General features: G+C 51.9%; 12 protein-coding genes. 3 read left to right on the top strand and 9 right to left on the bottom strand.

The features are described from left to right. Positions 1–142 precede the first annotated feature (142 nt). Positions 143–1,570, top strand: coding sequence for a response regulator transcription factor (locus H7F31_RS16260; RefSeq protein ID WP_187105048.1), 1,428 nt, complete (start codon positions 143–145; stop codon positions 1,568–1,570). Next, positions 1,567–3,333: a sensor histidine kinase gene (locus tag H7F31_RS16255; protein WP_187105047.1), complete on the top strand. Its 1,767-nt coding sequence runs from the start codon at positions 1,567–1,569 to the stop codon at positions 3,331–3,333. The genes H7F31_RS16260 and H7F31_RS16255 overlap by 4 nt, the downstream gene beginning before the upstream one ends. 95 nt (positions 3,334–3,428) lie before the next feature. On the opposite strand, the gene H7F31_RS16250 is transcribed toward H7F31_RS16255, so the two are convergent. Then, entirely contained in the window at positions 3,429–5,180 is a 1,752-nt protein-coding gene (locus H7F31_RS16250) for a glycoside hydrolase family 35 protein (RefSeq protein ID WP_187105046.1), read from the bottom strand. A gap of 167 nt (positions 5,181–5,347) precedes the next feature. On the opposite strand from H7F31_RS16250, the gene H7F31_RS16245 reads away from it, so the two are divergent. Continuing rightward, positions 5,348–6,205 (top strand): helix-turn-helix domain-containing protein, encoded by an 858-nt coding sequence (locus H7F31_RS16245; RefSeq protein ID WP_261800445.1) that lies wholly within the window; start codon positions 5,348–5,350, stop codon positions 6,203–6,205. A gap of 105 nt (positions 6,206–6,310) precedes the next feature. Here the strand turns inward: H7F31_RS16245 and H7F31_RS16240 are convergent, their stop codons facing one another. The 8 genes from H7F31_RS16240 to H7F31_RS16205 all read right to left on the bottom strand — a co-directional run bounded on the left by H7F31_RS16240 (position 6,311) and on the right by H7F31_RS16205 (position 19,783). Further along, positions 6,311–8,389, bottom strand: a complete 2,079-nt coding sequence (locus H7F31_RS16240; RefSeq protein ID WP_187105044.1) for an alpha-L-rhamnosidase-related protein — start codon at positions 8,387–8,389, stop codon at positions 6,311–6,313. Positions 8,390–8,419: 30 nt separating this feature from the next. Further along, positions 8,420–11,617, bottom strand: coding sequence for an alpha-L-rhamnosidase (locus H7F31_RS16235; RefSeq protein WP_187105043.1), 3,198 nt, complete (start codon positions 11,615–11,617; stop codon positions 8,420–8,422). Positions 11,618–11,636: 19 nt separating this feature from the next. Next, positions 11,637–12,632 carry a sugar phosphate isomerase/epimerase family protein gene (locus tag H7F31_RS16230; RefSeq protein WP_187105042.1) on the bottom strand — a complete coding sequence of 332 codons (996 nt, stop codon included), beginning with the start codon at positions 12,630–12,632 and terminating at the stop codon, positions 11,637–11,639. 51 nt (positions 12,633–12,683) lie between these two features. Next, positions 12,684–13,571: a carbohydrate ABC transporter permease gene (locus tag H7F31_RS16225; protein WP_187105041.1), complete on the bottom strand. Its 888-nt coding sequence runs from the start codon at positions 13,569–13,571 to the stop codon at positions 12,684–12,686. A 16-nt stretch (positions 13,572–13,587) separates the two neighbouring features. Next, on the bottom strand, positions 13,588–14,442 hold the full coding sequence (locus tag H7F31_RS16220) for an ABC transporter permease (protein ID WP_087568899.1): 855 nt from the start codon (positions 14,440–14,442) through the stop codon (positions 13,588–13,590). Positions 14,443–14,561: 119 nt separating this feature from the next. Further along, the gene (locus H7F31_RS16215; protein WP_187105039.1) at positions 14,562–16,259 is read right to left on the bottom strand and encodes an extracellular solute-binding protein; all 1,698 of its coding nucleotides are present in this window, start codon (positions 16,257–16,259) and stop codon (positions 14,562–14,564) included. 136 nt (positions 16,260–16,395) lie between these two features. Further along, entirely contained in the window at positions 16,396–18,036 is a 1,641-nt protein-coding gene (locus tag H7F31_RS16210) for a response regulator (protein ID WP_187105038.1), read from the bottom strand. Then, complete coding sequence (locus H7F31_RS16205; RefSeq protein ID WP_187105037.1) at positions 18,011–19,783, bottom strand: sensor histidine kinase; 1,773 nt, start codon at positions 19,781–19,783, stop codon at positions 18,011–18,013. The genes H7F31_RS16210 and H7F31_RS16205 overlap by 26 nt, the downstream gene beginning before the upstream one ends. Between the last annotated feature and the right edge of the window lie 21 nt (positions 19,784–19,804).

Below are 19,804 nucleotides of genomic sequence, written 5' to 3'. Positions count from 1 at the left end.
ATAAAAGCGTTATTATACCTGCTATTTATTATGAAAGTGCTTACGATTTAACGATTCCTGATTTTGTCCATATTTATCTTATTTTTTTCTATACGCTTTCGCCAGGATGCTCGGGTACGATTGCTGATAAGGGGGCGTTGCTGTGTTCAAAGCGGTGATCGTCGATGATGAACGATGGATAGTAGAAGGCATTAAAGCCGGCGTACGCTGGGAGAAATTCGGATTTCAAGTTACGGGGACAGCGGAGAACGGAAAGGAAGGGCTGGAGTTGATCGAGCTGCTGCGGCCAGACTTCGTGCTGACCGATATTAAGATGCCGCTTGTTAACGGCCTTGAGCTGATCAAGCGGGGCAAGGATATATCCCCGCACACCATATTCGCCGTACTGAGCGGGCACGCGGAATTTGCTTACGCCCAGAAGGCGCTGAACTACGGAACCTTCGGCTATTGTCTGAAGCCTTTCGAGATCGAGGAGATTGAGAGTATGCTGGCCAAGCTTTCGGAGACGCTAAAGCAGCGCAAGGAACCTGAGCCAGAGAGCGACGCCCAGGATCTGTACGAGGTCATATGCTCGGGGAACGAACATTTGCTGGCTGAGAAACTGTTGTCCGTCGACATGCCGGTAAGCGCTGACATGCCCATTACGCCGATCGTGATACAAGGCTATATGTCCGAGCGATATCTGGAGACCATTCCGCATATTCGATTCCGCATGAACAAGAGGAGGGTAGCTATTCTCATCCACAGTCATCTGACCGAGCGTTTCCTCGGCTCATTGGATCTGTCGGGCAACGAGATCGAGTACAGTATCGGCATTGGACTTCCGACAACCAGTCATACCGAACTGGATTCATCGCTTGAAGCGGCATCTGTGGCGGCTTACGGCAGCTTCTCAACCGGGAATGGCGGCGTCTATCGACCGGTCCAGAACCCCGATTCGACCATTGACAACCTGCTGTCCGAGCTGGCTGGCGCACTCGCACAGAAGGACCGGATTCGGTTTGTCTCCATCATGGAGTCGGCCAAGCCGTTGTTTCACAACTATATGTTAACAATCAAGGACGCCTATTTGATCTATAATACCGTCATGTATCTCTTCACAAGAGAAGGCGTGAAGGAACGCGCCAGATTTCTGGAAGGTTATGACCAGCTTTATTACGACTATGGGCATGCCAATGCAATGGTTGACTATCTGGTTAAGCATACGCTTCAGTCTCTATCCGACGAGTTGTCCTCTCGGCTTGCAGGCGTAAGTCATAATCGCATCAAGGAAGTGCTTACCTATATCCACCATCATTTTAATCAGGAAATGTCGATTCGAAGCTTGTCCGAGAAGTTTTATCTAAGTCCAACTTACTTGTCTCAGCTGTTCAAGAAAGAGGTCGGGGAGAACTTTGTGGAATACCTGTCCCGTCAACGAATCCAGTATGCTTGCAAGCTACTGGCTGAGACGGATATGACAGTGAGTCAAATTGGAGAGCAATGCGGCTTCAACGACTACTTTTACTTTACCCGCATCTTCAAAAGACTTAACGGCATGACGCCCACACAGTACAGGGAGGCAAGATGAAAGCGTTTAATAAGTTGTCCATTCGGACCCAGGTGCTTGCGATCGGAGCGATTCTTCTTGCCGTCATCCCGCTTATCAGCATTATGGCATTCCGGCATTCCAGCGAAGTGATTGTGAATCAGAACACGCAATACAATATGGAGCTCGTATCCAATCTGAAACACCGGGTATCCGACAACTATGCCAAAATTTCGAGCATTATGATCAATCTCGGCTACGATACAACCGTGCAGGAATTTCTGGCGGAAAGCGATTATTTGCGAACGTATGAACTGGCCCAAAAAGTAAATAGCTTAATGGGCGTTATCAAAAGCACTAATCCTGATATTATCGACATTATTATTGTGAACGCCATGGGCAAACACACCTCTCTGACCGGCAAAATCAGAATGGCGCAAGGGATGGTGAACGAAGTTAGCGAACGGGATGCCAGAGTCCATTACGGCGGATTCATCCATGACGATCCATTGCTAATCAATGATATGTTTCTCTTCGGCATGAATCTGTTCGCATCGAGGGACACCTACCGATATGGCGAAAAAATCGGCTTTATTACGATCGTCTTGGACACAGAATCCATTCAGTCTGAGATCGAGAAGTTCCCAAGGCTGTCTGGCACAAGCATCTATCTTAGGACAAACGGCGAGCTGGCTTTCACGAACGAAGGAGGATTCGCCCCCGATCTGGACGAGAAACAATTAGGCCTGTACTCCAATTATGGAGAAAGGGCTGTCATCGAGAAGATCGACGGGAAATCCTATGCGATTCAATCGTTCGCCTTGCCGGAAATTAACGGCGATATTACATCGGCCGTTCCGATCGGCATTCTTATTAAAGAACTGGAGGGGCTAAAAAGGACCAGCTACCTGATGCTGATCGTTATGCTCGCGCTCGTCACGATTCCGTATTCGGTTCTTATGATGAATATTTTAAGGCCGCTCGGAAAGTTGATTGCGTTCATGAAGCGGCTGAAGAGCGGCAATTTGGAGGTATTGCATACAAAGGTAGAGCTGGAAGGCTACGCCGAAATCGAGGTGATCTCGACGCAGTTCAACACGATGCTGAACCGGATTAATGATCTGACGCAGCAGTTGCTGGAGACGACAGGCGATCTCTACCAAGCCGATATCGAGCGGCAGCGCGCGGAGCTGTCGTTCCTGCAGAGTCAGATCAATCCCCATTTTCTCAGCAATACGCTCGATGCGATCAAGGGCATTGCCATCGTGAAGGGCAATCAAGAAATCTACCAAATGACCGCTGCCTTAAGCCGGATGCTGCGCTACAGCATTAAGGGAGCTAATGAAGTCAGGCTGGAGGACGAACTGAAGATCGTCAGCTCCTACATTACGATTCATCAGGGAAGATTCCCGGGAAGAATCCAGTTCGAGCAATATACCTCGGATGAGTTGCTAGGCGTTCTTATACCGAAGATGATCATCCAGCCTCTTGTCGAGAATGCGATGACTCACGGCCTGGAGCCTCATGCCAGCGGCGGCAAAGTTGTTATTCTGGCGGAGCTTCATGAAGACCATCATATGGAAATAACCGTGACGGATAACGGCGTTGGCATGGAGCCTGAACGTCTGACCCAACTTCGAGGCACTCTTCGTTCCAGAGATCGTAACGCCAATGAACATATCGGCATTAAAAACGTGAACGACCGGATTCGCCTCCATTACGGGGACAATTATGGCATCGAGATCAACAGCTGGCTGGGAAGCGGCACCGTAGTCAGAGTACGACTGCCGTTACCGCCTGCCTGAACCGCCGTTAACATCGGCCTTCTTCCATGCTGCCGTAGTGGGTTGCCACGCTGCCAAATCTCCTATCTGGCTGCCAGTAATATCGCCGTATATCTCTATCCGAGATCTGGTAAATCTATCAATTCGATATCCGGCTTGTCCGTACCATGCAGCTCCAAAACAACGATTTCGTTGGCGCCTTGGCGAAGCAGCGGACCCGGCACATACAACGTCTTTTGCGGACCCTGCTCCCAATAGCGGCCAATATTGAAGCCATTGATCCAGACGACTCCTTTCGTCCAACCATCGAGGCGTATAAATGTATCCGCAATGTCGTCGACGAGCAGCTCCCCTCTAAAGAACATCGGATTCTCAGCAGTCTTCGACTGCGTTTGGAAAGGCGCGTACGACAAGGCGCTCAAATCGGCAAGCGGCAGGGGATAAATTTCCCAATCGAACAGAAATTGATTGTCGAGGCGCACGCCTTCGGTAATGCCCTTGGCATCCTTTAGACGCGGCCCGTAGTTAATCCTCCCCATGTTTTCGACGAGAATCTCAAGCGTTGCGCCTTGCTCTGGAATATCCACGACAAGCGGCTTCGGCGCCCAACGTTCGACCGTGCCGATCCAGCGGCCATCGAGGAATACTTGCGCTCGGTCGTGCACATCCTGCAAGCGGAGCTCCTGCGCCTTGCGGGGACCCGATATCCGCGTGCGGTACACAATAAAACCGTAGTTTTGACCGAGCTTCTCCATCGGCTCGGGACAACGCCGACGTACAGAGACAGACAGCGTATCGAGATTGGCAAATAGGCTTGCCGCTTCCTTCATCGCCACGGTTCCGTAGTTTTTTTTGCGAGACGGCTCCGGAAGCTCTTCCGGAACCTCGGCCCCGTGCTTGCGCATCACCTCGCGAACCGCCTTATACTTTGCTGTAATATCTCCGCATTCCGACAACGGCGCATCGTAATCGTAGCTAGTAACGGTAGGCTCATATTTGTCCTGATAGTTCGCCCCATTATAAAAGCCGAAGTTGGTTCCGCCATGGAACATATAGAAGTTAACGGAAGCGCCAGCGGCAAGCATCCGGTCTAGCACATCCGCAACGTCTTCCCCGTCACGTGTATGATGCGGCTTTAGCCAATGATCAAACCAACCATTCCAATATTCCATGCAGAACAGCGGCTCCTCGGGGCGATATTCCCTGAATTTCTTGAACTCCTCCTCGGGACGGGAACCAAAATTCACAGTGGCCAGAACGCCAGGCAGCGTTCCGCCCTGCAGCATTTGATCCGTTGGACCATCCGAGGTAAAGAGCAGAACATCGATTCCTCTTGCCTGAAGTCCGTTCTTTAGATACAGCAAATAGTCCTGATCATTGCCGTAGCTCCCATATTCATTTTCGATCTGCATGGCAATAATCGGTCCGCCGTTTGTGTTAAGCAGCGGTGCCAGCTTCGGTATAAGGACGTCGTAATAAGCGTCTACCTTCCGCAAGTAACGTTCGTCCAGGCAGCGCAGCCGAATATCCGGATCGCTCAGCAGCCAGGCAGGCAAACCCCCGAATTCCCATTCCGCGCAAATGTACGGGCTTGGCCTTACGATAACATGCAAACCGAGTTCTCCTGCGAGAGCGATAAATCGTTCGACATCGGCCAATCCGTCAAAGTTGAATACACCTTCCATTGGTTCGTGCAAATTCCACGGAATGTACGTTTCCACTGTATTGAAACCGCAAGCCTTAAGCTTTAACAGTCGATCCTCCCAATACTCGGGAACGACACGGAAATAATGAATGGCGCCGGATAAAATCCGGATCGTTTCCCCATCCAGCAAAAATTGCGAGCCTTTTACTTCAAGCTTAGCCACAAAAACCCCTCCAAACAGATCATGTTGTCTCCATTATCCGAGTTAGCGGCTTCATCCTCAATCGCCAAATGGTGCATTTTCTATACCATTTGCAACAACCTGCTTAACCATAATGTGATACTATAATGGCAACACTCTAGCGAAAAAAGCGAGGCGCCATGCAAAACATGATCGAATTTCCAAACATGACCTCTACGTTGCAGTTAACCGGCTTCCAAATCGGCAGCTTTCCTTCCGGTTGGGAATACCCCCGGCATCATCATCATTCATTCGAGCTTCTTTGCTGCCTCGGCGGTGAGGTCAAGCAAGAGATTAATCGAAAAACGATTACGCTTCGACCGGGAGATTGGCTGCTCATTAAAGCCGGGGAGAGACACAAAACGACGAATGTTTCCCCCATGGATTACGAGTTTTTTAATATTCATTTCGACCTGGATGATCTGGACATTCGCAGCCTGCTCGGCACAGCCCCTTACCGTCTTGTATCCGCCGATGAAGCCGCACGATCGGGCAGACTAAGCAGGTACGTCATGGAGCTTCGTGAAATGAAGGAGCGTGGCGACTCGGAGAAAGACGACAATACACGGACTCAACTGGAAGACAAGCTGCTGCTGCAAGCGAACATCCTGCTCATTATCCGTGAGATGCTGTCGCTCATTCGCGAACAGGGAGAGAACAAGACAGATGCGGGCTCCGTGACTCCGTTCGCCGTCGATGCGGCTCATGCGATCGAGGAGAAGCTTTCGCACGGCCTTTTCGATAACCTCTCGATCGCAAGCGTTGCGAAAGAACTGAACATGAGCCGCAGCCAATGCACCAAGCTGTTCATTAAAACATATGGCTTATCGCCTCGGCAATATGTTAGCCGACGCAAACTGATGTTGGCCAAAGAATTGCTTGTCGCATCGTATTTGCCGATCTCCGAAATCGCCGAGCGGCTCGGATTTCAGTCGGCCAGCCACTTCTCCCGGCAGTTCCGGCGCTGGACCGGCCTTTCTCCAACTGCGTTCAGGCCTAAGCATTAACGGATACTTCGAGCGAACTTTAGCATCGTTAAAGACAAAGCCGGCTATCCCCAAGGGATTGCCGGCTTTATCCGCTTATTTGTTCGGCTTATAGTGGTTCGGCTTTTAATGGTTCAGCTTAATTTCGTACGTATAATCCGGCTTCTCCAGCAGAAGCTCGTATCGGTTGTCTCCCAGCGGCGTCAGCTTGCCTTCGCTAGCTTCGGGCAGCCCTTCACTTCCGAATACTAACGTACCGACACCCGACGAGCAGGTCGTCACGACAATTCGGTCGCTATCCATATAGAGGGCAATATCTCCTCTCGGCGTAGGCACCTTTCCTTCCATCCATTCCAGAACGCCTTGCTTCGGCTCAACTTTGTATTGGCTGTAGCCAGCCTCGACCGGCTGCACGCCGAGAATGTACTTTCCGATCAAATAGATCGGAGCGGCGCCCCAAGCGTGGGCCAGACTCTTGCGGTACTTATCCCCGTACATGTCGTACTGAAGCTCGGGCGGCAGGTTCGGGTCGTACTCCTCCCAAAAGGATGTGGCACCTAGATCGATCATCCCACCCCAGTAATTGCGTATTTCGCTCAACACATGTTCTTCTTCCCCAAGCTCGCATAAAGCTTCCAGCTCGAAGAAACGCATAAACGGCGTGATGATCTTCTGAACGGATTCGTTCATCAGGACACCCGTTTTAACCGTTTCCCGCTGCTCAGCATTCAAATAACCGAACCGTACGCCGAACATGCTCGGATATTTGAGAATTTCCCGTTGCAGCTCTTCGTTCCATTCACCATGCAGGAATGCGCCTCGCTCCTCGTCCCAGAACGTTTGAAAGATACGCTCCCTCAACTCTCCGGCCAGGGCGGCAAACTTCCGTTCATTCCGATCGTCTTCCAGCTCCCCGGCAAAATAAGCGACCGTCTCCATGCTTCTGCAAAGCAGCAGTTGTTCCGCGGTTAGGGCTCCGCGACGCTCCATCGCCGCCCAATCGACGAATACCCAATCCTCGGGATAACCTTCCATCATCCCTTTATCGTTGCGGCGATTCAGGCAAAACTCCATCAAGCTCAGCATGTTCGCATAGTTGGTGCGGATAAAGGTCAAGTCGCCTGTATACAAATAATAATCGTAGCAACTGAGGAACCAGTAGAACGTGTAATCCATGATGGTATTGATATGAATGTCGACCGGGTTTTTGCCCCGCAAAGCGATAAGCGTTCGTTTGGTTACGTCCTGCTCGAAAAAAACATAATTGTTGATCAGAAAGCCGAGGTTGGCATCCCCGCTCCATACCCATCGGTCGCGCTTCATCCCATCGTATAGAAACTCTCGCATATTCAGTTGCAACGTGTGAGCGGACAGCTCCCAGATGTCGTTTAATCTTCCATCGGATGAGCGGAAGCTGCCTCTCTGGTCCATGGGTAAAAACTCGTAGCGATGTTTCACACTGCCCCATTCAACGTCATCGTTGGTTTTTACGTGTATATATCGGAAAGCTCTGGTAACAGGCGTTCGCCATACTTGCGCAACACTGCCGTCCACATCGAGCACATCGAACGTCTCCGCAAGCTGCCCGGCAAGCGCTTCTTCCCGCGATTCGCCGTAATACAGTTGAATACCGCCATTCCCCTTGACGTCATGAAATTCCACATAGCCAAACGTTTCACGGCCAAAGTCGAGCAATTCTCCCCCATCCCGTTGCTCGGCGGACACCGGATCGCACTCTTGATATGAAAACGGGAATGCTTGCGGCGGTTGTTCGATTTCGTCAAAATTCCAATGGGCGGCAGGCAGCCATGAGCCGTTAAGAGCCGTCACTTCCCAGCCGTCTCCAGAGTCGATGCCAGCACCGGCTGCGTACAATGCAGGAATTTCCCGGTCATTGTAAACGTTGATAGACAAAGTATGCTCGCCCGCCGGCAACCGGATCGACGTTATCGGGTTGCGCTTATACGGAATCGGCGTCATATCGCCGTCCAGCAACGCCACGAATTCCCCTTGAGCGGACAAGATCAGCTCGGCGGGTTCGGCCAGCTCGTACTTTCTGCGGAATTTCACGCTCGTATAGGCAGCATCCAATCGCCACGAAGGCGGACAAATATACCCGCGATATTGCCTTAATACGGACGCCTTTTGATGAAGCCATATCTCATAATCGCCCGGATACCATATCCATTGCGAATGTTCGGTCATTGCGAATTCCCCCTCAATATTGCTAAACCATCATGTTGTCGCCGCTTGCCCGCTTACACGGAAGACGTAGCGGCCCGAGCCTGCCGTAAAGCGGGCAGTCTGTTCGTCCCGACTAACAAAGCTCCATCCGTCTCCATCCCTTTTTAACGCGTCTTCGCCGACATGTTCGCCATCCAACCGGATCGTCATGCCGGGCGATGCAGGAACCGCAATTTCCGCTGTCGTATTAGCAGGGATGGTCGCGGCTAGCATTAAACCGCGTTCGTCCGCTTCCCATTCAATTCCGATCATCCCGTACAACGTATCGTGTTTGCACCGCAGCCATTGAAATCCGGGAGTCGGGAGCGGGCTGATTATCAATCTTTGACTCCCGTATCCGCCTTCGGGAATCTGGATGCCCGCAAGATAGCGATACAGCCACTCGCCGACGGAACCAAGCGCGAAATGATTGAACGAATTCATCTCCGGATCCTGAAATCCCTTTTCCTCCGTCCAGCCGTCCCATCGCTCCCAGATCGTCGTCGCTCCTTGCAATACCGGATATAGCCAAGAGGGGAACGATTCTTGAAGCAGCAAACGAGAAGCCGCGTCATGCTCGCCATTGTCGGACAGTACCGGCAATACATAGCTGGCTCCCATGAAACCGGTCGTCAAATGCCATCCGCGCTCTTCGATATCCCGGAGCAAGTGGCGCATGGCGGCTTGTCTGCCCTCGTTTGTCAGCAGGCCGATCTTCAATGCAAGTACATAAGCCGTCTGAGATTCACCCTCTATGCGCCCATCCGCATCCACATGCAATGTCTCGAATGTCATTCGCAGTCTGGCGAACAACGCCCTATATCGCGCTTCCCCCGTCTCGTCCCCGACTACTCGCGCCATGTCGGCCATCAGGGAGACGCTGTATGCGAACAACAATACATTCATTAACGGTCTCGGCGTCTCCGCTCCGTAAGCCAGATGGTCGCCGAAGCTTTCCGTCCGTCTGACGAGCCGCTCGTCGCTGTCTTGCACCAGATAATCAATATAACGCTGCATCGCCTCGTAATTGTCTTCGATAAATCTTCGATCGCCGTATACTTTGTACATTGTCCAAGGAAGAATAACGCCTCCGTCGGCAAAAAACACATGTCCTCTGCCGAAATGCTCTACGAACGGGGCGACATCGGGGAACGCGCCATCCGCTCCTTGCGCGTCCCGAATATCCGTCAGCCACTTGCGGTAAAAAGCCGCGCTGTTCATGTTAAATGTCGCCGTTCTCGCAAACATATGAGCGTCTCCCATCCAGCCAAGCCGCTCATCCCGCTGCGGACAATCCAGCGGAATGCCGATGAAGTTGCCTCTTTGACTCCAGCGAATGTTGTCCATCAATCGATTAACAAGCGGATGCGATGTCGTCAGTTCGCCCGCGTCGCGAAGCTCGGAGTGAACAACGATGCCTGTAATCGCGGACAACTCCAGCTCGCCCGGATACCCTTCGATCTCGATATATTGAAATCCGTGATAGGTGAACAACGGTTCATAGCTTTCTTCTCTGTCCCCCCTGGAAATATAGACATCCGTTTGTTTGGCCGTTCTCAGGTTAGCCCGGTACAAACGTCCATCCGTTCCAAGACGTTCCGCGTAGCGAATGCGAATGCGGGCGCCTTCCGTTCCTTTTAACCGCAGGCGTATCCATCCGGTTATATTTTGGCCCATGTCGATGAGAAAGGTCGACTCGTCCGCGCGCCTGACCGATTGCGGCTTGATCTCAAGCATGGGACGTATGGGCGGTCCTTCGCTCGCGGCCATGCGGCCGCTTGGCACATGGTCGGATCGGACGGCTTTTCTCCACGGAGACTCCAGCAGTCCGTTACGCGCATCGCAAGTTTCTCCCATATAGAAATCCGAGGACACGACAGGACTGTCCGTTACTCGCCAATTCGGGTCCGTTCGGACAATTTCCGTCGTGCCGTCGGCGAATAGAACATGAAGCTCCGCGCGGAACGCCACGGAATGGCCGTAATGATACGGACCGCAAATGCCGAGATGCCCGGCATACCAGCCCGGGCCGACGATGGCTTCGATCCGGTTGTCTCCTGCTTGCAATAATGAAGTGACATCGTACGTTTGATACGGTATGCGGATACGGTAATCCGTCCAGCCGGGAGCCAACGCATCCGTTGATACCGGACGATCGTTTAATGTCGCGCGGTACACACCCAATGCGGACGCATAGAGGCGAGCTTGTTTCACCTGCTTAGCCACATGGAAGGTCCTGCCGAATTGCGGGCAAAGTCCGTATCCCGCGTTTACCGGGTACAAAATTCGCTTATAGACCTCCCAGTCGCCTTCCCCGAATACGCCGATCGGACATGCGGGCCTCCACGCGCTGTCGTTGTATTCGGGCAGCATCCAGTTCGATTCTTCGCGGTCCGTCGTCCTCCATCCCGCGTCCGTTCCAAACGTTAGGGTTCGTCCGTCCGCATACAATACGACGAGCACGGCGACGAATCCCTTCCGCTCCCCGTCCGAGCAGCCGGCTATTAGCCGGCGGCCCGGACCCAGCAAGGCCGTGATGTCCAACGTGACCGACTGCATGTAAGGGTAATACAGTCCTTCGTCTTGGCCCTCCACATAGATGTGCAGCGCGTCCGCCGCAAATACTTCCAGCTTCGCCGACAAAGGCTTTTCCTCCGGCAGCGTCACGCTGAGACGAAAGTATCGTTTCGCCGACTCCTCAGGCATTACCCGATCCGCCTGATCTGCCTGATTCGTTTGGTCCACTGGATCCCACAGCACTGCGGCGCCGCGCAGACGATCCGGCTCGGGCTCGGGCGCAACCCGCTCCGGATCGGCGATCCAGTCCGCCGTCCATTCTTCTTGGGACAGATATCCCGTCTCGAACAGGCTTGCCCCGCTCCACCCGCAGTCCTCTTCCGACTTGTTCCATACTTTGACTTTCCAATAATAAATTCGACGGGCTTGCAGCGGCGGACCGCCGTACGTAATATGCTGCGACAAGCCGCTCTCCACCGTGCCCGTGTCCCAGATCAAACCATCGACGCGATCCAGCGCTTCCGAATCTTCCGCAACGATGAGCCTGTAAGCGGATTGTTCGATTCCGCGTTCCGCATCCGAGCCATCCTCAAGCCGAGCGGCTGCGAGCCGCCAGCCGAACGCGGGACGCAAGTTATCCGTCCCGAGCGGCCGGTCGGCGTAATCTACTGTTAATCCCTCAATTGTAAGCATGCGCTGTTAATCTTCCTCCTTATCGAGCCGCATTCGGAACGGATAACAGCAATCGGCGAAGATAAGCCGTAATTTCCGGCGAACGGCCGTTCCTGATCAACGCTTCGACTTCGGCTTGGTCCATGGAATCGACAAGGGCGGCGAAAGTCTCCATCGCGTTAACCCCTTCCCGCACCGCCGCAAGCCCATCCTCCCGGTAAGGGTATTGATCGATGGACAACCAGCCGTTATATCCCGTCCGCTTAAGCCAGTAGAAAAATTCCAGCGTTTCGATCGTATGCACGCTGCCAACGATCATATCGTCGTCCCAGTGGCGGAAATTATCGTTCATATGCACATGAAACAACCTGTTTCCGTATCTCTTGAGCAAGGCTACCGATTCGGCCGGCGTCTCGTAAGCGTTAAGCGCGTGTCCGAAGTCGATCGTCACTCCGATATTGTCCGTACCGGTCTCCTGGGCCATTAAGACGGACATGGCCGCCGTGCTCAGGTAGCTGTGCGTTCGAGGCTCCTTCGGCTTGTATTCCAGACTAATCCTTACATCCGGGCGATAGCGGCACACTTCACGCAATCCTTCGGCGAACCAGTCGCGCTCTTGCATGTAATCCGCTTGAAACAAATAATCGTAGCCGTCCTGACCTGGCCACAACGAGATGAGATCGCCTCCCAGCTCGATAGCCGCGTCGATCATTTCCTTAGTATGGGCGACTGCTTCTTTGCGAATGGCCGGATCTTTGGCCGCGAAGCTGCCGTACTTCCACTTCATCTGTCCGAAATGATCGGGAATAATGGATACTAGCTTAAGTCCGTGCTCCTCCAGATGCCCTTTCAGTTCTTTGACATTTTTATCGGTGACATGCCATGTGCCGACCAGCTCCACGCCGGTAACTTGGGGAATCTGAGCGACGCGCCCGAACAGCTCGGCAATGGAGAACGGCTCCGCGTATCCCCCGGTCACATATCGGTCCGAGCAGCTCCCTACGTTCGATAATATAACGGAATAATGATGACTCACTTCCGATACCTCCTATCATGTTAAAGTGTCATTCGTCGCTGAAGTAAAGGATTATTCCTTAACGCTGCCAAGTACAATGCCGTGGATAAAGTAACGCTGCAAAAACGGGTAAACGAGCAGGATCGGCAGCATGCCGACGAATACCTGCGCGGCGCGCGTCGTTCGATCGGATATTAGATTGTATACCCGCGCCATCTCCGGATCGGTGAACTTGGACAGGTCCGGCATCGTAATGACCGTCTGCAAGTAGCTGGACAACGGATAACGGTCCGGGCTGTTCATCAGCAGCAAGCCGTCAAACCACGAGTTCCAATGTCCAACGACCGTAAACAGCGTAATCGTTGCCAACGCAGGCGTTGACAAGGGGATATAAATGCTAAGCAGAATCCGCCAGTCGCCCGCGCCGTCGATTCGCGCCGACTCGTTCATCTCCTTCGGCAAGCGGCGAAAGAAATTAAGCAGCAATATAATATTGAACACCGGTACGGCGCCAGGAAGCACGAGCGCCCAGATCGAATTAAGCAAATCAAGGTTTTTGATCGTTAAATACCAGGGAATCAACCCGCCGCCGAACAGGATCGTGATCACGAAATACCAGACGTATACCGATCGCAATCGGAAATCCCCGCGTTCCTTCGATAGAGGGTATGCGCACAGCAGCGTCAAGGCGAGATTAATAACGGTGCCCAGCACGACCCGCTGCATCGTAATGCCCATCGACCGGAAAAATTGCCCTTGAGAGGCGACATATTCGTAAGAAGCCCAGGTAAACTCGCGCGGCCAGAACAATACATTGCCTGCCGTCACCTGGATTTTGGAACTAAGAGACAGCGCCAACACATGTACGATAGGCAGAAAACAAAGCGCAGACAACAAGATCAAAATAGCGTAATTGACCAGATTGAAGCTTCTTCTGCTCCAGGACGTTCTCGTTATCATCCGACAGCAACCCCAATCAGAAAATTCTGTAGTTGGCGAATCGATACGCCAGTCCGTACGATACGGACACAAGAACAAAGGAAACGAGTGATTTAAATAATCCCAGCGCGGCGGACACGCTGAATTGATAGTCTTGAAGCCCGATCCGATAGATCATCGTATCGAGAATATCCCCGCTCTCAAGCACCGGAGCGCTGTACAGATTAAACACTTGATCGAAGCCGGCGTTCAGCACGTTGCCGAGACTTAACGTCATCATCAGCACGATGATCGGAGCCATGCCGGGAAGCGTAATATGAAGCGTCTGCTTCCATCGGTTCGCCCCGTCGATGACTGCCGCCTCATACAGCGTCGGATTGATGCCCGTGAGCGCGGCTAAATAAATGATCGTATCGAACCCGAACTGCTTCCACGTATCGGATATAATCAGCGTCCACGGGAACCAGTTATTGTCGCCGAGGAAAAAGACGGACTGCATGCCGAGCGCCTCAATCATTTGATTAACAATCCCTTTTAAGGATAAAATATCCATTAAAATGCCGGCAAGAATGACCCACGACAGAAAATAGGGCAAATAAATGAGCGTCTGCACCGAACGTTTGAACAAAGCGCTGCGAATTTCGTTCAACAGCAGAGCCGTTACAATCGGAACGATCAGATGCAAAATGATTTTCATCGTCGCTATAAATACCGTATTCCACAGCACCCGGCTGAAATCGGGCAAGTCGAAGATGTACTGAAAGTTTTCCAGTCCGACCCATTCGGAGTCGAAAAACCCTTTTGTCGGGTAATACTTCTGGAACGAAATGATAATGCCAAACATCGGAACGTAGCTGAACAAGAAGAGAAACACCACTCCCGGAAGCAGCATGATATGGTTGGAGCGTTCCTGTCTCCATTTTTGTTTGAACACGGTTGCCTTCACCTCCCGCCGCCGCAAGGGATCGAACGCGAATGCGTCCGTCCCCCCGCTTCCGGCATCAGCCTTCCTTAGCGATTCGCCTCGTACCATTCATTGACTTCTTGCGTAATTTTATCTCCGCCAAGCTTCTTCCAATTGGACACATAGTTGTCGAACTCGTCGATCGGAGCCGCGCCCATTATGATTTTGACGAATGTTTCATTCTGCATCGTGAGCAGTGTCGACATCTTCTCTTCCATCGTTTTGGTCGCGCCGCCAAAATATTTGTCAATGACGACTCCGTCCGGCTGCGCCTGGTAATTGACGCGAATCTCGAACGGGCTCACTTCCGGTTGATGGATCCACCATTGCTGCCATGTATCAGGATCGCTTCCATCGGTTCCCGAGACCACGTCATATGTTTTCTTAAGCGCTTCGTTTAGTCCGGAAGGATCTCCCGCCGCCAAAGCGTCGCGCACCAAATTATAGTTGTAGTCCTTGATGTAGCCTTGAACGGGCGAAAGCACATGCATCGCGTATTTGGCGTTTTCCGCCCAGGCATAAACTTGCAGGTCGTTGTTGGTTCCTTCCTTGTCTTCGCCATACACCTTCTGAAGGAACAGATTCATCATCTTGACGGCCGCTTCCGGATTAGAGAAACCTTTTTTTACGACATAGAAGCCGCCTACGGTTACGCCTACGTTCGGTTTGGCCGGATTGCCGTCAACGGAAGGGAGCGGAAGCGCCTTCCATGACGCGTCGGGATCGTTTTTGATCAAGTCGGCTGCGATCAGCGCCGATTCCGATATCGTGCCGTAGAACATGCCGAGCTTGCCGGATACGACATCCTCTTTCAACCGGTTGTAATCTTTTGTGCCGAATTCCCGATCGATCAACCCGTCCTTGTACATTTGCTGCAGTTTGCCGAGCGCCGACTTCATCTCCGGCGTCGTACTGCCGTAAATCAAACCTTCATTTCCGTTCTCGATCCAAATGTCGGGATACGCATGATAGCCGTTCAGAAAACCGCCCATCGCGCCTCCGCCCATCGTAGCGCTTAAAATGCCGAGACCAAGCGTATCATCCTTTCCGTTCTCGTCGGGATCCTGCTTTACGAACGCTTCCGCTACCTGAATCAACTCGTCGATCGTTGTCGGCTCCTTCAAGTTCAGCTTCTTGAGCCAATCGGCGCGGATGTACAAAGTGACCAGCGAATCGCGCGGATCGCCGCCGTAATGCGGAATCGCCATCAGCTTGCCGTCATACGTCGCCATCTTCTGAGCGGACGCCAGCGCATCCTGAACTTGCTCTTTTAGATAAGGCATGGCATATTGATCGAACACTCCCGTCAAATCTTCCACCATATCCGCTTCCACGAGCTGAGTCAGTTGTTTCTTGGTCACGCGCATAATATCCGGGATGTCGCCCGAAGCGATCGATACATTCATCTTGTTCTCGTATTGAGTGGAATCCACCATCCAATCCCACTTCAGATTGATCCCTAGCGCTTCCCGGTACAGCTTCGTCCAGCGATTATCGTTGTCCCACGTTTCCCCTTCCGGGAATGTCGCCCATCCCTCCGTGCTAAGCACGGACTTAACCGTAAGCGGCGGATCGAACTTGCCGAACGGATTGCCGTCTCCCTGCTCCCCGGTCGGACTTTCATTGCCGCCTGTCACAACCGGCTTATTGCCTTCATTGCCGCCATTGTTGTCGCTGCAAGCGCTTAACAAGCTCGACGCGAGCACAACGGCCAGTAATGACATCCATCCTTTTTTACCGAACATTTGTTTACCCCCTCGATTGGATTTAAGAAACGATTTCATTGCGCAAATCGATTATAACAACGGCCGCGCTGACAGCTCCATTCCAATGATTTTACTTTCCGTTGCATCTTTTTGTTTGCACTTTTTCGAGATCCGGTTAGCCGCTTGTTGCTTCTCTCCACTCCTGGGGCGTCTTCCCCGTTACTTTCTTAAACACGCGGTAGAAATATTGGACGGAAGTAAAGCCAATCGCCGCGGGGATATCCTGAATGCGGTTGCCGGGGTCCTCCAACAATTCCTTGGCTAGCCGAATCCGGCAATCCGTAATATATTCGGCAATGCCCACACTGTTATTTTGTTTGAACAGACGGGACAGATAAGACGAATTGTGGCTGACAGTCTCCGCAATAACCGTCAGGGACAGGTCATTCGCCAGATGATCGGCAATATACGTTTTCACTTTCGTCATCAGCTCGTTTTCGCTTTCGCCGCGCGAACGCTCCCTGAAGTCGAATATCGATTCCCCGCATTTGCGCAAATAATCGGCGGCTTCATGGGGCGCCGTCATCAAATCGGGAAAGATAAGACGGCCGAGGTCCCATCGCTCTTCCGTGCCGCGAAGCTTCAATTCCTTTGTATGAAAAGACAAAATAACCGAAGCGGCCATAAAATAATGTTTCTCCTGACTTTCAGAATCCCGCTGCAAAAGCAGCTCGTCCAACAGATTGAAAAACAACTCCCGGCGATTGTTTTCGAGCATCGAGGCGAGATTGCCGATGAGAGAAGCCGCATCCATGAGCATGGGGCTCTCCGTTGCGCCGTTGCCTGCAAACTGTTGATCGATCATCAGCACTTTTCTTCCCGAACCGAGCCCCCGCGCCAAATTGCTTCGGAGCAAAGCGAATTTGCCGCCGACCTCGGCCCAGCCCACGGGCGTATCGGCAATCAATACCGACAGGTCCAGCTTGATCAGATCCTTGCATGCCGCCTGGATCATTTCGAACGTCCCTTGCACGAACCGGATCATCATGTTCCACGTATCTTCCTGCACCCTTAGCGAGCTGCTGGGTTGAAGACTTTTGGGCTGAATCATCCATACGATATTGAACCTGTCGACCGGAAGCGATATTTGCGTGACCATTGTATCGAGATATTCTCCTGCAATGTTCCGAATGGAATACAGGAGCAAATAACGGTCATAATGGGACACGTTCTCCATCCATTCGTCCACGCGACCGAGTATTGCAAGAACGGGCATCGAGGATTGCAGCGGAATGTGCAAGTCGGCGAACTGTCTGGAGAGCTCCCGCTCCTCCAGGCGCTCCCCTTGAAGAAGCTGGCGAATAAAGTCCTGCTGCAGCGTTTCGAACGCCATTCTCATTTGATTTTTCGATTTGACGATCAAGGATTCGATTTCGATTTCGTCCCGCAGCCTGGCGACGGCCTTCTCTACCGCTTCGATCAGACGTTCGTCGCCGTCCGTCTTCAATACGTAATCCAGCGCCCCTCCCCTAATCGCGTTCTGAACGTAATCGAAGTCGTTGAAGCCGGATAAAAAAATCACTTTGCATTTCGGCCAATACCTCATGATTTCCTGTTGAAGCGTAATTCCGTCCATGCCGGGCATTCGAATATCGGATACGACGATATCGATTTTCGTCCTCTTTAGCCAGTCCAGCGCTTCTCTCGCCGAATAGGCGCCAATGACCTCCAATTCGAGATGAGACAGTTGAGAGATCACCTCGATTAAACCATTTACTACATAATCCTCGTTATCGACGATCAGCAAGCGATTCATGTTCTTCCTCCTCTGCGGCAGGCAGATTGATTTCCACGCGCATACCCCCAAGCTCGCTGCGGGTAATGCGCAAACCGTATGACGGTCCGAACTTCAGGATAAGGCGTCTGTGCACGTTGAGCATGCCGGTCGTCTCGATATCGTCCGACAACGAATTCCCTGGGCGATTTAGCTCATCCAACCGTTCTTCGGTCAACCGATCGCCGTTATCCTCGATGATTAGCGATATCATGTTCGCGGATGCAATTACGGAAAATTGCAATATTCCACCCTCATCCAATTCCTCCACGCCATGAATAAACGCGTTCTCGACAATGGGTTGCACAATGAGTCTTGGCACGAGACGGTTCTCCCATTCGGCAGGCAGTTCCTCCCAGTGGATCGTAAGCTTGTCGCCGAACCTCATCTTTAAAATATTGGCGTATGTTCTGGCATGGTCGACTTCCATCCGGAGCATCGCCTCCTCTTGGGCATTGCGCGTAATGTACTTCAAATAATCGCCGAGCAGTCGAGTATACGGCTTGATATTAACCGTATCCTCGTCTTGGGCCATCCGATGCAGCCGATAATAGGCGTTATACAGAAAGTGGGGATTGATCTGAGCCTGAAGATGTTTGAGCTCGGCTCTCTGCGAACGGATATCTTGCTCGTATACATCATGGATGAGCGATTGAATCGTACCCACCATTTGGTTGAACTGCTCGTAAAAATAATCGATCTCATCCCGGCTCCTTGATTGCAGTTGCACATCAAACGATCCTTCGCTCACTTTGCGAAATGCCCTGACAAGTCTTTGCAGCGGCCGCTGCAAAAATAGATAGATCCAATAGGCGTAAAGCAAAATGATGACGATGGCCGTCGCAATGAGTATGCGAAACCACATTTGGTAGCCCGCCAACGGTTTCAGAACCACTTCCTCGGGCATATATAGCGTCAGCGCGATACCAAGCTCCGGCAACCGTTCGTATGCCGCCATATATTGGCGATCGTCGGCTGCGGTCATTACCTGCTGTCCGGATACCTCGGCATGCGATTGATTCAGCTCGGCCATCTGACGTTGCAGCGAATCATTGCTGGCATCCCCGGATATAAGCCAATTTCCTTTCAAATCGGATAAAATGGCGTTTCCGCCATTTTCCGTCAGCATTTGCGAAAGTATGGACTGAATCTTCCCCCGGTTTAGCGAAATCTCGATCCAATAAGCAGGCAAACTATTCTCGTAAGTCCCGGTAGGGAAACGTTCCGCCAACATCAATTGGTTTTGCCAAACGAACATCGGCAACGAGCTGCGGTTCAGAAGCCGATGGACGGAAGTTTTTTCTTCATCAATGCTATACGTTATTCGATTTGGATAAATGATTTTGTGCTCGGAAACCATAAATAATCCCACATCGTGAATGTAGGGACTGGACGACTTCAGCGTCTTCATCTTCTTTTGCATCAAGAGCACTTCCAACCGCCGTTCGTAATCGGTCATGATCGGAGACATCGTGCTGAACCTCTGAATATCCGGGTCGAACACATATTCCCGCTTCAGGCTGATGATATGCTCCAACGCCGAATTCAGCTCATTCACATAAAAGTGGACTCTGGAAGACAACGAATTGGTTATTTCCCGACGGATCGCCGCTTCTCCTTTGATGACAATGAGCGAGCCGATAAACAGAATAGGGATGATGGCCGCCATAAAAATCAAGACGATTTTAGGGTACAAACCGATCGAGAGCAGATTGCGCCGAATGCTCATAATTATTCACTTCCTTATCGT

The organism is Paenibacillus sp. PAMC21692 (assembly GCF_014303795.1).
Classification (GTDB): Bacteria; Bacillota; Bacilli; order Paenibacillales; family Paenibacillaceae; genus Pristimantibacillus; species Pristimantibacillus agaridevorans.
This window is presented reverse-complemented; position numbering and strand designations above follow the sequence as displayed.